This window comes from Pseudomonas alliivorans (assembly GCF_017826695.1).
Classification (GTDB): domain Bacteria; phylum Pseudomonadota; class Gammaproteobacteria; order Pseudomonadales; family Pseudomonadaceae; genus Aquipseudomonas; species Aquipseudomonas alliivorans.
The window spans coordinates 653,519-668,937 of record NZ_JAFFZW010000003.1 but is presented as its reverse complement, the minus strand read 5'-3'; the positions used below and the strand labels follow the sequence as shown (position 1 = coordinate 668,937).

General features: G+C 58.5%; 13 protein-coding genes. 10 read left to right on the top strand and 3 right to left on the bottom strand.

Going from position 1 to position 15,419, the window contains the following annotated elements; translation table 11 throughout:
- Positions 1 to 5 precede the first annotated feature (5 nt).
- Genes JTJ32_RS12245 through JTJ32_RS12235 form a run of 3 tightly spaced genes read right to left on the bottom strand, consistent with a single transcriptional unit; the run spans position 6 to position 2,511 of the window.
- Entirely contained in the window at positions 6 to 773 is a 768-nt protein-coding gene (locus JTJ32_RS12245) for a TerB family tellurite resistance protein (protein WP_099228586.1), read from the bottom strand.
- Complete coding sequence (gene murU, locus JTJ32_RS12240; RefSeq protein WP_210042167.1) at positions 770 to 1,444, bottom strand: N-acetylmuramate alpha-1-phosphate uridylyltransferase MurU; 675 nt, start codon at positions 1,442 to 1,444, stop codon at positions 770 to 772. The genes JTJ32_RS12245 and murU overlap by 4 nt, the downstream gene beginning before the upstream one ends.
- 41 nt (positions 1,445 to 1,485) lie before the next feature.
- Positions 1,486 to 2,511, bottom strand: coding sequence for an aminoglycoside phosphotransferase family protein (locus JTJ32_RS12235; RefSeq protein ID WP_210042166.1), 1,026 nt, complete (start codon positions 2,509 to 2,511; stop codon positions 1,486 to 1,488).
- 129 nt (positions 2,512 to 2,640) lie between these two features.
- Between JTJ32_RS12235 and JTJ32_RS12230 the strand changes: the two genes are divergently transcribed.
- The 10 genes from JTJ32_RS12230 to JTJ32_RS12185 all read left to right on the top strand — a co-directional run bounded on the left by JTJ32_RS12230 (position 2,641) and on the right by JTJ32_RS12185 (position 15,407).
- The gene (locus JTJ32_RS12230; RefSeq protein WP_210042165.1) at positions 2,641 to 5,424 is read left to right on the top strand and encodes an LPS-assembly protein LptD; all 2,784 of its coding nucleotides are present in this window, start codon (positions 2,641 to 2,643) and stop codon (positions 5,422 to 5,424) included.
- A complete protein-coding gene (locus JTJ32_RS12225) occupies positions 5,405 to 6,727 on the top strand; it encodes a peptidylprolyl isomerase (protein ID WP_184322191.1) in 1,323 nt (440 codons plus the stop codon). The genes JTJ32_RS12230 and JTJ32_RS12225 overlap by 20 nt, the downstream gene beginning before the upstream one ends.
- A complete protein-coding gene (gene pdxA, locus JTJ32_RS12220; RefSeq protein WP_210042163.1) occupies positions 6,724 to 7,713 on the top strand; it encodes a 4-hydroxythreonine-4-phosphate dehydrogenase PdxA in 990 nt (329 codons plus the stop codon). Before JTJ32_RS12225 ends, pdxA begins: the two co-directional genes overlap by 4 nt.
- On the top strand, positions 7,710 to 8,516 hold the full coding sequence (gene rsmA / locus JTJ32_RS12215; RefSeq protein ID WP_099228591.1) for a 16S rRNA (adenine(1518)-N(6)/adenine(1519)-N(6))-dimethyltransferase RsmA: 807 nt from the start codon (positions 7,710 to 7,712) through the stop codon (positions 8,514 to 8,516). Before pdxA ends, rsmA begins: the two co-directional genes overlap by 4 nt.
- Positions 8,517 to 8,632: 116 nt before the next feature.
- A complete protein-coding gene (apaG, locus tag JTJ32_RS12210; protein WP_025993453.1) occupies positions 8,633 to 9,013 on the top strand; it encodes a Co2+/Mg2+ efflux facilitator ApaG/CorD in 381 nt (126 codons plus the stop codon).
- Positions 9,013 to 9,915, top strand: coding sequence for a symmetrical bis(5'-nucleosyl)-tetraphosphatase (locus JTJ32_RS12205; protein ID WP_210042162.1), 903 nt, complete (start codon positions 9,013 to 9,015; stop codon positions 9,913 to 9,915). Before apaG ends, JTJ32_RS12205 begins: the two co-directional genes overlap by 1 nt.
- Positions 9,912 to 10,235: a thiosulfate sulfurtransferase GlpE gene (gene glpE / locus JTJ32_RS12200; RefSeq protein WP_099228593.1), complete on the top strand. Its 324-nt coding sequence runs from the start codon at positions 9,912 to 9,914 to the stop codon at positions 10,233 to 10,235. The genes JTJ32_RS12205 and glpE overlap by 4 nt, the downstream gene beginning before the upstream one ends.
- 283 nt (positions 10,236 to 10,518) lie before the next feature.
- Positions 10,519 to 12,441, top strand: coding sequence for a PrkA family serine protein kinase (locus JTJ32_RS12195; protein ID WP_099228594.1), 1,923 nt, complete (start codon positions 10,519 to 10,521; stop codon positions 12,439 to 12,441).
- Positions 12,442 to 12,576: 135 nt separating this feature from the next.
- Positions 12,577 to 13,848 carry a YeaH/YhbH family protein gene (locus JTJ32_RS12190; protein ID WP_099228595.1) on the top strand — a complete coding sequence of 424 codons (1,272 nt, stop codon included), beginning with the start codon at positions 12,577 to 12,579 and terminating at the stop codon, positions 13,846 to 13,848.
- Positions 13,845 to 15,407, top strand: coding sequence for a SpoVR family protein (locus JTJ32_RS12185; RefSeq protein ID WP_099228596.1), 1,563 nt, complete (start codon positions 13,845 to 13,847; stop codon positions 15,405 to 15,407). Before JTJ32_RS12190 ends, JTJ32_RS12185 begins: the two co-directional genes overlap by 4 nt.
- The last annotated feature ends 12 nt before the right edge of the window (positions 15,408 to 15,419 follow it).

The window sequence follows — 15,419 nt, the reverse complement described above, 5'->3', positions numbered from 1 at the left end:
GCCCATCACTGAAACCCGCGACGCGCCTTGATGACTCGATAGGCGTTGTGCAGTTCGCTGGTTTTCTCGGTGGCCACACGAACCTGCAACGAGCTGGCGCCCGAGCCTGCAATCTTGTCCGGGTGATGACGGCTGAGCAGCCGCCGATAGGCACGCTTGATGGTCACAGGATCCGTGTCGGCCTGCACGCCCAGTAACAGCATTGCCCCCTTGTAAGCGTCAGTACTGCCAATCGGCGGCCGCTTCATCGGATCATGTTCAGTTGCCAGCGCTTCGATCTGCGGCTCGGTCCAGCCCAGCCACATTCCCCATACACCAATCAGCTCACGCTCGGCACGTGACGCCTTGCCGTCGGCCCACGCCATTCGCCAACAGGCACGTAACAATCCTTCGGCCTTGTCCGGTTGATCGCGCAAACCCCGCAGATAACTGCGCAGCCCGTCGGAGCCGTCCTTGCCACGCTTGAAGGCATTGATTGCACGAAGCTGACCCGCCTTGTCCATGCTCAGGCGTTGCATCTCGACCCGCGCCTGATGGATATGACTGGCAACCACACGCCCGTCACATTTGGCCAGGCGTCCCAGTAACACAAACAGCAGCTCATCGTCATGAACGGCCGGGCGACCACCCAGACGCTCACGCAGATGCGCCCAGCTGTACAACTTCAGTCGACGGTCCAGCGCCTGCCCCAGCAAGGCACCCAGCATCGCACCGGGTATGTCGGCAATCGCGTAACCGATGCCGGCACCGGCCAGTGTGCCCGGCCAGATCATTCAGTACGTCCCGCCAGCAACTGTTCCACTTCAGCCAGCCGTTCATGAGTACCGACATCCACCCAGCGCCCGCTGAAATGCTCGCCGCTCACCTGCCCTTCACGCATGGCATCACGCAGCAACGGCGCCAACTTGAACGCGCCTGCCTCGCACCCGGCGAACAGTTGAGGATGCAGAATCGCGATGCCGCTGTAGGTGAGGCGCTGCCCGGTCGAGTCGTCATCGCGAACCTGACCGTCGACCAGAGAAAAATCCCCTGTCGGGTGATGCGCCGGATTGTCGATCAATACCAGATGCGCAAGCCCCGCCAGCGGCCGACGAAGCGAAACGAAATCGTAATCTGTCCAGATGTCGCCATTGACCACCACAAACGGCTCTTCGCCCAGCAAAGGCAGGGCGCGAAAAATACCGCCACCCGTCTCAAGCGGCTCGCCTTCAGGGGAGTAACGGATGTTCAGGCCGAAGCGCCGGCCGTCGCCGAGCCAGTCTTCGATCTGCTGCCCCAGCCACGCATGGTTGATCACCAGATCATGAAACCCGGCCTCGCGCAGGGCATTGAGGTGATATTCGATCAAGGGCACACCGCCTGCACGCACCAGAGGTTTTGGCGTATGCAGGGTCAGCGGGCGCAAGCGCTCGCCTTTCCCGGCAGCGAGAATCATCGCTTTCATGCAGTCCTCTTCAACACAATCGGTACCTTTTTCAGAATGAGTCAGACGGCTGTCTCGACGGGCTGCTGCAGACTGGTGAGCAACTGGCCCAGTTGCGCCAGTTCCGGACGTCGCGAAAGAACGGCTTCTATATAGGCGAAAAAGCGTGGAACGTCGCCCAGATAACGAGGCTTGCCATCGCGGTGGCAGATACGCGCGAAAATCCCGATGACTTTCAGGTGACGCTGTACGCCCATCAGATCGCTGGCCCGCTCGAACGCGGCGAAGTCTTCATGGACCGGAATGCCCAGCGCCCGCGCCTTGTTCCAATAGATGTGCAACCAGTCGCTGACACGCTCCTGCGGCCAGCTCAGGAACGCATCCTTGAACAGGCAGGTGATGTCGTAAGTGACCGGACCGTACACGGCATCCTGAAAATCCAGCACACCCGGATTGGGCTCACTGATCATCAGATTACGGGGCATGTAATCGCGGTGCACCAGAACCTTGGGCTGTATCAGCGCACTTTCGATCAACAGGTCGCTGGCCTGCTGCCAGTCAGCCAGCTGAGCCTCGTCCATGTCGATACCCAGATGGCGCTTCACGTACCACTCGGGAAACAGCTCCAGTTCGCGACGCAACAAGGCAACGTCATAGCTGGGCAACGGCGCATCCATCGGCAACTGTTGATAAGCCAGCAACGACTCGATGGCGTCGGCAAATAACGCATCTGCGTTATCGGCATCGATGACGTCCAGATACGTCTGGCGACCCAGGTCATTGAGCAGCAAAAAGCCCTGCGCGAGATCTTCCGCATAAATTTTCGGAACATTTATGCCGGACTTTTCCAGCAAATGAGCGATATCCACAAACGGTTTACAGTTTTCCTGGGGTGGCGGCGCGTCCATCACAATAAAAGTTCGCCCTTCGCCCTCCCAACGGAAATAACGACGGAAACTGGCATCACTACTGGCCGCAGTCAACGTGGCCGGGGGTACGGCGCCCCAATTCTGCGCAGCGAACAGCGCTGGCAACTGCTCATCGAGCCAAACTTTCAGGGATTGCAGGCGTATATCTTGATCTGGCATTACAAGGGTCTCCGACGGCGCTAGCCGTCAAGCGGGTCATGCTTTATTATCCGGAATCTTTTTCAGCCCATCGAGAGGCGTGCGGCCCCCCCGCGGGCAGATGGCGCGCAGGAAGCCCGGACTAATAAGATGGCATTGAAATCCCCCGCGTTTCGTAAAAAATTTCCGTTGCTCGTAACCGGCAGTCTGCTGGCGATGCAACCTCTGGCCACTCAATTCGTGGTTGCCGCGGAACAGTATGACTGCTCAGTCTCTGCTTCGGGTGCCTGGAATTGTGCGCCTAAATCCGGCACCGCTGCCGTTGACCTGCCTCCGCGTCCCGTGCACAGCACGACGTCGGTCAGTTCCAACGGTACTGTGACCTCGGAAAGTACTTCCGCCGGCGAACCCGTTGCGACCACGCAACTGGTGACCGAAGCCAAGGGCAAAGGCCTGAGGTCGCGTAGTGCTGACTACAGTCACCTCGATTGGGTTCCTCGTGAAAAGCTCACCGCAGCACAACTGGCCGAAACCGGTCCGTATTGCTCGGGCGCCTACGTAGAACCGATTCGCCCGGGCATGGACGACAAGACGCCGATGAGCGAAGCGCCGATGTTTGTCGGTGCCAAGGCCTCGCGTTACGAGCAGGAAGCACAGGTTGCGACCCTCGCTGGTGACGTCGTCCTGCGTCAGGGCAGCATGCAGGTACAGGCTCAGGAAGCCGCCCTGCATCAGGCCGAGAACCGTGGCGAGCTGAACGGTGACGTGCGTCTGCGTGACAATGGCGCACTGATCGTCGGCGACAAGGCCGAACTGCAACTCGATACCGGTGAAGCCCGTGTCGACAACGCCGAGTATGTCCTGCACAAGTCGAACATTCGCGGTAATGCGCTGTACGCCAAGCGTGCCGAGAACGCGATCATTCGTCTCAAGGACGGCACGTACACCACGTGCGAACCGAACAGCAACGCCTGGACGCTCAAAGGCAACAACATCACGCTGAACCCGGCCACCGGCTTCGGCACCGCGACCAACGTGACGCTGCGGGTCAAGGACGTACCGGTACTCTATACGCCGTACATCTACTTCCCGATCGACGACCGTCGCCAGTCAGGCTTCCTGCCACCAACCATCGGCACTAGCACCGACACCGGCTTCACGCTGGTCACGCCTTACTACTTCAACCTGGCGCCGAACTACGACGCCACGCTGTACCCACGCTACATGGCCAAGCGCGGCATGCTGATGGAAGGCGAGTTCCGCTACCTGACCAAGAGCAGCGAAGGCCAGTTCGGCGGCGCGTACCTGAACGACGAAGACGACGAGCGCAAGCTGCAGTCCGACTACGACAAGACGCGCTGGATGATCAACTGGCAGCACAAGGGCGGGCTGGATTCGCGCTGGCTGACCCAAGTCGATTACACCGACATCAGCGACCCGTACTACTTCCAGGATCTGGAAACCGATCAGATTGGTGTGAGCAGAACTGATTACATCAATCAGCAGGGTTCCCTGACCTACCGCGGCGACAACTACACCGCGATGTTCAATGCCCAGGCCTACAAGCTCGCGACCATTGCCAACATTACGCCTTACGACCGCCTGCCGCAGATTACCTTCAACGGTACCTTGCCTTACAACCCGGGCGGTTTGAAGTTCGATTACCAGACCGAGGCCGTTCGTTTCGAACGTGATCTGCGATCCGGCTCATTTGTTGATCAAGACGGTAACGTCTCCAGCCGTTTGGACAACAATATTACTGGGCTTGATCGAGCCGATGGAGATCGTCTGAATCTCGCACCATCGGTCAGCCTCCCAATGTACGCGACTTACGGTTACGTTACGCCGAAGCTCAAATATGTTTATACCCAGTACGATTTAAGCCTCGACGGCACGGGTAAAGGCCAGCTTGCTAACGCAGGTACGAACTTTGACAGCAGCGTCAATCGCAGCGTGCCGGTTTTCAGCGTCGACAGCGGCTTGTATTTCGACCGTAACACTCAGTGGTTCGGTAAAAATTATCGCCAAACCCTGGAGCCGCGCCTGTTCTATCTTTATGTTCCGGAGAAAGATCAGACCGACATTCCTTCATTTGATACCGGTGAGAGCACCTTCAACTTTGCGTCCCTGTTCCGCGACAACCGGTTTACCGGTTCTGACCGTATCGGCGACGAGAACAAGCTGTCGTTGGGCGTCACAAACCGCTGGATCGAAGACAACGGCTTCGAGCGTCAGACCTTCAGCATCGGTCAAGCGCTTTACTTCAAAGACCGCAAGGTCCAGTTGCCTGGTATTTCGTTCGATGAACGTGACGACGCCAAGGCACGGGTTTCGCCATACGCGCTGGAATACGCCTACCGCTTCAACCGCGACTGGCGCTTCAACTCCGATTTCAACTGGGATCCGGACAGCAAAAGCACCCGTTCGGGCAGCGCGATGTTCCACTACCAGCCTGAAGACAATCCGAACAAGGTCATCAACGCTGGCTATCGGTATCGCAACGACCAGGTCCGCTTCGACCAGACCACTGGCCGCTGGACTGTGGGTGGTGGCGACTACGGCACCCCGGGGACTCCGGGCTACGTGAAGGACTACTACAAGATCCAGCAGCATGATTTCTCGGTCATCTGGCCGATCATCCCGCAATGGAGCCTCATCAGCCGCTGGCAGTATGACTACAACCGCGACCGTACCATCGAAGCCTTTGGAGGTTTCGAATACGACAACTGCTGCTGGAAGCTGCGCCTGATCAACCGTTACTGGATTGATTACGACGAGTTCAGCCAGGAAGCGCCTCAGAACGAAAAAGGCGACCGCGGCATATTCCTACAAATCGTGTTGAAGGGACTCGGCGGCGTGACCGGCGCCAAGGTAGAGAGCTTCCTCGACAAAGGCATCCAAGGTTATCGTGAACGTGAAGACCAAGCTTTCTGATTGTCTGCGCCCGCTGATGCTGGGCGCGTTACTCCTGAGCGGTGCTGTGCATGCAGCGGTTCAACCTCTGGACAGTGTCGTGGCCATCGTCGACAACGACGTGATCATGAAAAGCCAGATGGACCAGCGTGTTCGTGAAGTTCAGCAAACCATTGCCAAACGCGGGTCGGGCGTACCGCCTGCCGAAGCACTGCAGCAACAGGTTCTGGATCGTCTGATCCTGGAAAACCTGCAGCTGCAGATCGGCGAGCGTTCCGGCATTCGCGTCACTGACGAAGAACTGAACCAGGCTATCGGCACCATCGCTCAGCGCAACAACATGAGCGTTGACCAGTTCCGTGCAGCGTTGGCCCATGACGGTCTGTCGTACAACGATGCACGCGAGCAGGTCCGTCGCGAGATGATCATCAGCCGTGTGCGCCAGCGTCGTGTGGCCGAACGTATCCAGGTCTCCGAGCAGGAAGTGAAAAACTTCCTGGCTTCCGACTTGGGCAAGGCTCAGCTGTCCGAAGAGTTTCACCTGGCCAACATCCTGATTGCCACGCCTGACAGTGCATCGTCCGATGCCATTCAGGCTGCTGCGCGCAGGGCCAAGGACGTTTACGACCAGTTGAAGAAAGGTGCCGACTTCGCTCAGATGGCGATTGCCAAATCGTCGAGCGAAAGCGCGCTGGAAGGCGGCGACATGGGCTGGCGCAAGGCGGCCCAATTGCCACCTCCATTCGGCGACATGCTCAGCTCGATGCCGATTGGTGACGTGACGCCTCCGGCGCGCACACCCGGTGGCTTCATCATCCTCAAACTGCTGGAAAAGCGCGGTGGACAAGGCCAGGCACAGATGCGCGATGAAGTGCATGTGCGCCACATCCTGATCAAACCAAGCGAAATCCGCAGCGAAGAAGAAACCAAGCGCCTGGCTGCCAAGATCTATGACCGCATCGAAAACGGCGAAGACTTCGGCGAACTGGCGAAAAGCTTCTCGGAAGATCCCGGCTCGGCACTCAACGGCGGCGACCTGAACTGGGTCGATCCCAATTCGCTGGTTCCAGAGTTCCGCGAAGTGATGACCGAGACGCCTCAGGGTGTGGTCTCCAAACCGTTCAAGACCGCTTACGGCTGGCACGTTCTGGAAGTCCTGGGCCGTCGCGCCACGGATGCCACCAGCCAGGCTCGTGATCAGCAAGCGTTGAACGTGCTGCGTAACCGCAAGTACGACGAAGAGCTGCAAACCTGGTTGCGTCAGATCCGTGACGAAGCCTACGTTGAAATCAAGCTTCCTGGCGCAGCCCAGGCTGCTCAGTGAAATCAAAGCGCTTCGCCCTGACACCCGGCGAGCCGGCCGGCATAGGCCCTGACCTTTGCCTGCTGCTCGCCACGCAGCCTCAGCCACACCCCCTGATCGCCATTACCAGCCGCGACCTGCTCAATGAGCGGGCCGCGCAACTGGGCGTGGCCGTCAACCTGCTCGACGTTACGTCAGACGCCCTCCCCGACTTGCCTGCACCTGCCGGCAGCCTGTATGTCTGGGACACGCCACTGGCAGCGCCGGTGGTCACGGGTGAACTGAACACCGCCAACGCCGGGTTCGTGCTGCAAACCCTGACACGCGCCGGGCAAGGCTGCCTCGACGGCCTGTTCAGCGGCATGATCACCGCCCCGGTGCACAAGGGCGTGATCAACGAAGGGGGTTTCGCCTTTTCCGGACACACCGAATTCCTCGCTGAACTGACCCACACCGAACAGGTAGTGATGATGTTGGCCACTGGCGACTTGCGTGTCGCACTGGTCACCACCCACCTGCCGTTGCGCGACGTGGCCGACGCAATCACCTCGGACCGGCTGGAACGCGTCACGCGTATCCTGCATGCCGATCTGGTGAACAAATTCGGCATTCCTCACCCGCGCATTCTGGTGTGTGGTCTGAACCCGCATGCTGGCGAAAGCGGGCATCTGGGACGTGAGGAAATCGACATCATCGAACCGACTCTGGAGCGTCTGCGCAGCGACGGCCTGGACCTGCGTGGTCCGCTGCCTGCCGACACTCTGTTTACCCCCAAATATCTGGAGCACTGCGATGCGGTGCTGGCGATGTACCACGATCAAGGCCTGCCCGTACTCAAGTACAAAGGCTTCGGCGCAGCCGTCAATGTGACACTGGGCCTGCCGATCATCCGTACGTCCGTCGACCACGGCACCGCGCTGGACCTGGCGGGCAGTGGCAAGATCGACACCGGCAGCCTGCACGTCGCACTGCAAACCGCCTACCAGATGGCCGAGACCCATTCATGACCGAGCTATACCAACACCGGGCGCGCAAGCGTTTCGGGCAGAACTTCCTGCACGACGCAGGCGTCATCGACAAGATCCTGCGTGCGATTCGTGCCAAACCCGAAGACCGTCTGCTGGAAATCGGGCCGGGCCAGGGCGCACTGACGGAAGGCCTGCTCAACAGCGGAGCCCGTCTGGACGTCGTGGAACTGGACAAGGACCTGATCCCGATCCTCAACAGCCAGTTCGCCGGCAAGCCGAACTTCAATCTGCATCAGGGTGATGCGCTGAAGTTCGACTTCAACAGCCTGGGTGCCGAGCCGCGCAGCCTGAGAGTCGTCGGCAACCTGCCGTACAACATTTCGACGCCGCTGATTTTCCACCTCTTGCAGAACGCCGGTCTGATCCGCGACATGCATTTCATGCTGCAGAAGGAAGTGGTCGAGCGTCTTGCCGCAGGCCCTGGCGGCGGCGACTGGGGTCGCCTGTCGATCATGGTTCAGTATCACTGCCGCGTGGAACACCTGTTCAACGTCGGCCCCGGCGCGTTCAACCCGCCGCCCAAAGTGGACTCGGCCATCGTGCGCCTGGTGCCTCATGAAACCCTGCCCCACCCGGCCAAGGATCATCGTCTGCTGGAGCGCGTCGTACGCGAAGCCTTCAACCAGCGCCGCAAGACCCTGCGCAACACCCTGAAACTGCTGTTGAGCAGTGACGACATCACCGCTGCCGGCGTAGACGGCAGTCTGCGTCCGGAGCAACTGGACCTGGCCGCTTTCGTTCGTCTGGCCGACAAGCTGGGCGAGAAAGCCGTCGCCGAGTGAGTATGGGTAACAGGTAAACGGCGGACGGCCATTGGTCATTTTCCGTTTACTTGTCCTAGACTGATGCTGCTGTTAAGTGCTCCGTTTTTTTCGTTATGGATTTCAAGGCCTACTGAATGTCCGATTCCCGTTATCAGGTCGACGTCAGCGTCGTCACGCGCTTCCTCGCAGAACAGTCCCAGCCCGAGCAGAATCGCTTCGCGTTCGCCTACACCATCACGGTCCAGAACAATGGCCAGCTGCCCGCCAAGCTGCTGTCCCGACATTGGGTCATCACCGATGGCGACGGTCACGTCGAAGAAGTCCGTGGCGAAGGCGTGGTGGGTCAGCAACCGCTGATCAAGGCCGGGCAGAGCCATACGTACAGCAGCGGTACCGTGATGACGACCAAGGTCGGCAACATGCAGGGCTCGTATCAGATGCTGGCCGAAGACGGCAAACGCTTCGACGCCGTCATCGCCCCGTTCCGCCTTGCCGTACCCGGTGCCCTTCACTGATGGCGGTATATGCCGTCGGCGACCTGCAAGGTTGCCTGGATCCGCTGAAGTGCCTGCTTGACGATGTGCGGTTCGACCCTGAGAAGGATCAACTCTGGCTGGTGGGCGATCTGGTCAACCGCGGCCCGCAGTCGCTGGAGACACTTCGGTTCCTGTACGGCATCCGGCAATCGGTGGTCTGCGTACTGGGCAATCATGACCTGCACCTGCTGGCCGCCGCATGCAGCATCGAGCGCCTGAAAAAAGGCGACACACTGCGCGAAATCCTTGAAGCACCGGATTGTGACGAACTGCTGGGCTGGGTGCGCCAACAGAAACTGATGCATTACGACGAGTCGCGTAACGTGGCCATGGTCCATGCCGGGATCGCACCGCAGTGGTCGCTAAAGAAAGCGCTCAAGCATGCGGCCGAGGTCGAGCAGGCCCTGCAGGACGACAATCTGTACGAACCGTTTCTGGATGGCATGTACGGCAACGAGCCAGCCAAGTGGGACAATGACCTGAACGGTGTCACACGTCTGCGAGTCATCACCAACTACTTCACGCGCATGCGTTTCTGCACCAGCGATGGCAAGCTCGACCTCAAGGGCAAGGAAGGCGTCGAGACCGCGAAGCCTGGCTACGCGCCCTGGTTCAGCCACAAGAACCGCAAGACCCGCTCGGTAAAAATCATCTTCGGCCATTGGGCGGCACTTGAAGGTCGCTGTGACGAACCGGACGTCTTTGCCCTCGACAGCGGCTGTGTGTGGGGCGGCGCCATGACACTGCTGAACGTCGACACCCTTGAACGTCATCAATGCAATTGCGATGCTGTCGGTCATGTTGCGACACCGACCATTACCCGAATACCGGCGCACGCCAGCCGTCATCAGCAGCCACAGGCTCAGGAGCCCACGCAATGACCGATTTCAAACGCATCCCCCCCGAACAGGCTCAGGCACTGCGCGAGCAAGGCGCGGTCGTGGTCGATGTTCGTGACGCCCAGACCTTCGAGAGCAGCCACATTCCCGAATCGCTGCACCTGGACAATCACTCGATCGCCGACTTCATCGCCAAGGCCGATCTGGACAAACCCCTTGTGGTGATCTGCTATCACGGCAACTCCAGCCAAAGCGCCGCAGCCTACCTCGTGGGTCAGGGATTCTCAGACGTGTACAGCGTGGACGGCGGCTTCGAGCTCTGGCGCTCGACTTTTCCGGCGGAAACCGTGCAAGGCAACTGAAAAAAATTTTTATGACAGTCGATCCCGCGTTCTACGCGGGCTCGCGCCCCAACTGACGAACGGTCAGCCCGTCTTCTCGCTCATCCCTTCTTTATCTTTCCGAATCCGAACTATCCTTAGCCTAGGCCATCCGAAATCAGGGGAGAGCCGGTACACCGGCGCGTGGGTCATCGGTAGTTACTTTTATGGTGTTCTGGGGGGTAAACGGCATCTGGATACTCAGCTGCTGCCAGCATCGACTGACGATCCGCCGCCGGCTCAACGTATCGAGCGAGGTGACGTCATGAGTATTTTTAGCCACTTCCAACAACGCTTTGAAACCACACGTCAGGAAGAGCTCTCGCTGCAGGAGTATCTTGAGCTCTGCAAACAGGATCGCAGCGCATACGCCTCGGCGGCAGAACGTCTGCTGCTGGCCATAGGCGAACCTGAGCTGGTGGATACCTCCGCCAACTCGCGGCTGTCGCGGATTTTCTCCAACAAGGTGATACGTCGCTATCCGGCGTTTGCAGACTTCCATGGGATGGAAGAATGCATCGACCAGATCGTCTCGTATTTCCGCCATGCCGCCCAAGGCCTGGAAGAAAAGAAGCAGATCCTCTATCTGCTCGGCCCGGTTGGCGGTGGTAAATCGTCTCTGGCTGAAAAACTCAAACAACTGATCGAAAAAGTCCCCTTCTACGCCATCAAGGGCTCGCCGGTGTTCGAGTCGCCATTGGGCCTGTTCAATGCCAATGAAGACGGTGCCATTCTCGAAGAAGACTTCGGCATCCCGCGGCGATACCTGAGCACCATCATGTCGCCTTGGGCGACCAAGCGTCTGGCTGAGTTCGGGGGCGACATCAGTCAGTTCAAGGTCGTGAAACTCTATCCGTCGATTCTCAACCAGATTGCTGTAGCCAAGACCGAACCGGGTGACGAGAACAACCAGGACATCTCGGCACTGGTCGGCAAGGTCGATATCCGCAAGCTGGAAGAATTTCCGCAGAACGACGCCGACGCCTACAGTTACTCGGGCGCACTCTGCCGGGCCAACCAGGGCCTGATGGAATTCGTCGAGATGTTCAAGGCGCCGATCAAGGTCCTGCACCCGCTGCTGACCGCCACTCAGGAAGGCAACTACAACAGTACCGAAGGGCTGGGCGCGATTCCGTTCACCGGCATTCTGCTGGCGCACTCCAACGAATCGGAATGGCACAGCTTTCGTAACAACAAGAACAACGAAGCGTTCATCGACCGTATTTACATCGTGAAGGTGCCTTACTGCCTGCGAGTCAGCGACGAGATCAAGATCTACGACAAGCTGCTGTTCAACAGCTCACTGTCCAAGGCCCATTGCGCACCGGACACGCTGAAGATGCTGGCGCAGTTCACCACCCTGTCGCGCCTCAAAGAGCCGGACAACTCCAACATCTACTCCAAGATGCGCGTGTACGACGGCGAGAACCTCAAGGACACCGACCCGAAAGCCAAGTCGATCCAGGAATACCGCGACAGCGCGGGCGTCGACGAAGGCATGAACGGCCTGTCGACCCGATTCGCGTTCAAGATCCTGTCCAAGGTGTTCAACTTCGACCCGCATGAAATCGCGGCCAACCCTGTACACCTGCTTTACGTGCTGGAACAGCAGATCGAACAGGAGCAATTCCCCGCCGAGACCCGCGAGCGTTATCTGCGCTTCATCAAGGAATACCTGGCACCGCGCTACATCGAGTTCATCGGCAAGGAGATTCAGACCGCTTACCTGGAATCCTACAGCGAGTACGGGCAGAACATTTTCGACCGTTACGTGCTGTACGCAGACTTCTGGATTCAGGATCAGGAATACCGCGATCCGGAAACCGGCGAGATTCTCAACCGCGTGGCACTGAACGAGGAACTGGAAAAGATCGAGAAACCGGCCGGCATCAGCAACCCGAAGGATTTCCGCAACGAGATCGTCAACTTCGTGCTGCGCGCCCGTGCCAACAACAACGGCAAGAACCCGACCTGGCTCAGCTACGAGAAGCTGCGCGTCGTGATCGAGAAGAAAATGTTCTCCAACACCGAGGACCTCCTGCCGGTCATCAGCTTCAACGCCAAGGCCAGCAAGGAAGACCAGCAGAAGCACAACGACTTTGTCACTCGAATGGTTGAACGGGGCTACACCGATAAACAGGTACGTCTACTCTCCGAATGGTATCTGCGCGTACGCAAGTCGCAGTAATGGCAGCGGCAAGCGGCAGGCTGTAAGCCTCAGACGGGCGTAGGTTCGTCTGAGGTGCTGTTTTGTGCCAGCGCTTGCTTTTAAGCTTCAGGCCTACGGCTTGAAGCTTGTAACTTGAAGCTGCCCGGAGGGCCTATGAGCTATGTGATTGACCGACGTCTCAACGGCAAGAACAAAAGCACGGTAAACCGGCAACGGTTTCTGCGGCGTTACCGTGACCATATCAAGAAGGCGGTGGAGGAAGCCGTCAGCCGCCGCTCCATTACCGACATGGAGCATGGCGAGCAGATCAGCATCCCCGGCCGAGACATCGACGAACCTGTGTTGCACCACGGACGTGGTGGCAAGCAGACCGTCGTTCACCCTGGCAACAAGGAATTCACCACCGGCGAGCACATTGCACGGCCGCAGGGCGGTGGTGGCGGCAAAGGGCCTGGCAAGGCGAGCAATTCCGGCGAAGGCATGGATGAGTTCGTGTTCCAGATCACCCAGGAAGAGTTTCTCGAATTCATGTTCGAGGACTTGGAGTTGCCCAATCTGGTCAAACGCAACCTGACCGGCACGGACACCTTCAAAACAGTACGCGCGGGGATCAGCAACGAGGGCAATCCCTCGCGTATCAATATCATCCGCACGTTGCGCTCCGCACACGCGCGACGCATCGCCCTGTCGGGCAGCAGCCGGGCAAAACTCAAGGAAGCGACCAGCGAACTTGAGCGCATGAAGCGCGAAGAACCCGACAACTTCGGCGACATTCAGGCGCTTGAGGTGGAAATCGAACGTCTCAAGTCGCGCATTCGTCGCGTGCCATACCTGGACACCTTCGACCTCAAGTACAACCTGCTGGTCAAACAGCCCAATCCCAGTTCCAAGGCCGTGATGTTCTGTCTGATGGACGTTTCCGGCTCCATGACCCAGGCGACCAAGGACATCGCCAAGCGCTTCTTCATCCTGTTGTATCTGTTCCTGAAGCGTAACTACGACAAGATCGAAGTCGTGTTTATTCGCCACCACACCAGTGCCCGCGAAGTGGACGAGGAAGAGTTTTTCTATTCACGGGAAACCGGCGGTACCATCGTGTCCAGTGCCCTGAAATTGATGCAGGAGATCATGGCCGAGCGTTATCCGAGCAGTGAATGGAATATCTATGCGGCCCAGGCTTCCGACGGCGACAACTGGAACGACGATTCGCCGATCTGCCGCGACATCCTGACCAGGCAGATCATGCCGTTCGTGCAGTACTACACCTACGTGGAGATCACACCGCGCGAACATCAGGCACTTTGGTATGAATACGAGCGCATCGGCGAAGAATACGCTGACACGTTCGCCCAGCAGCAGCTTGTCTCTGCCGGTGATATCTATCCGGTATTCCGCGAACTCTTCCAGCGAAGGTTAGTGTCATGACCGCCAGAGAGCAGAAACGCCAACCCATTTCCACGGGGTCAGAGTGGACGTTCGAACTGATCCAGACCTACGATCGCGAAATCAGCCGTATCGCTGATCGTTACGCACTGGACACCTATCCCAACCAGATCGAAGTGATCACCGCCGAGCAGATGATGGACGCCTATGCCTCGGTCGGCATGCCGCTGGGCTACCACCACTGGTCCTACGGCAAACACTTCCTCAGTACCGAGAAATCCTATACGCGCGGTCAGATGGGGCTGGCGTACGAAATCGTGATCAACTCGGACCCGTGCATCGCTTACCTGATGGAAGAAAACACCATCTGCATGCAGGCTCTGGTGGTCGCGCATGCCTGTTACGGGCACAACAGCTTCTTCAAGGGCAACTACCTGTTTCGTACCTGGACCGATGCCAGCTCGATCATCGATTACCTTGTGTTTGCCAAGCAGTACATCATGCAGTGCGAGGAGCGCCATGGTATCGACGCGGTGGAAGACCTGCTCGACTCCTGCCATGCACTGATGAATTACGGCGTGGACCGTTACAAGCGTCCGTATCCGATTTCTGCCGAAGAGGAGCGGCGTCGGCAGAAGGATCGGGAAGAACACCTGCAACGCCAGATCAACGACCTGTGGCGCACCATCCCGAAAAGCGCGAAGGAAGGTGGCAAGGAAGACAATGCGCGCTTCCCTGCAGAACCGCAGGAAAACATTCTCTACTTCATCGAGAAACACGCGCCGCTGCTGGAGCCTTGGCAGCGTGAAGTGGTGCGCATCGTGCGCAAGATCGCGCAGTACTTCTATCCTCAGCGCCAGACCCAGGTGATGAACGAAGGCTGGGCCACGTTCTGGCACTACACGCTGATGAACGATCTCTATGACGAAGGTCTGGTGACCGACGGCTTCATGCTGGAATTCCTGCAATCGCACACCAGCGTTATCTACCAGCCAGGCTTCGACAGTCCCTACTACAGCGGCATCAACCCCTACACACTGGGCTTTGCCATGTATCAGGACATCCGCCGGATGTGCGAACACCCGACAGACGAAGACCGTCAGTGGTTTCCGGAGATTGCCGGCACCGACTGGCTGACCGCGATCAAGTTCGCCATGAGCAGCTTCAAGGACGAGAGCTTCATCCTTCAGTACCTGTCGCCCAAGGTCATACGCGACCTCAAGCTGTTCAGCATCATGGACGACGACCTGAAAGATGATCTACTGGTCCCCGCCATCCATGACGAGAACGGCTACCGCACCATTCGCGAAATACTGGCCGCGCAGTACAATCTGGGCAACCGCGAGCCCAACATCCAGATCTACAGCATCGACCGGCGTGGGGATCGCTCCCTGACCCTGCGTCATCAACAGCACAACCGCAAACCACTGGGCGACTCCACCGACGAAGTGCTCAAGCACCTGCATCGGCTCTGGGGTTTCGATATTCATCTGGAAACCCTGCAGGGCGATCAGATCGTGAAAACCCACCATGTACCACCGAGAGGCGAGCACGCCGACAGTGAATATCCCCGGCTCGATTTGGCGGTTGTACACCTCTAGACCTTGAAGACG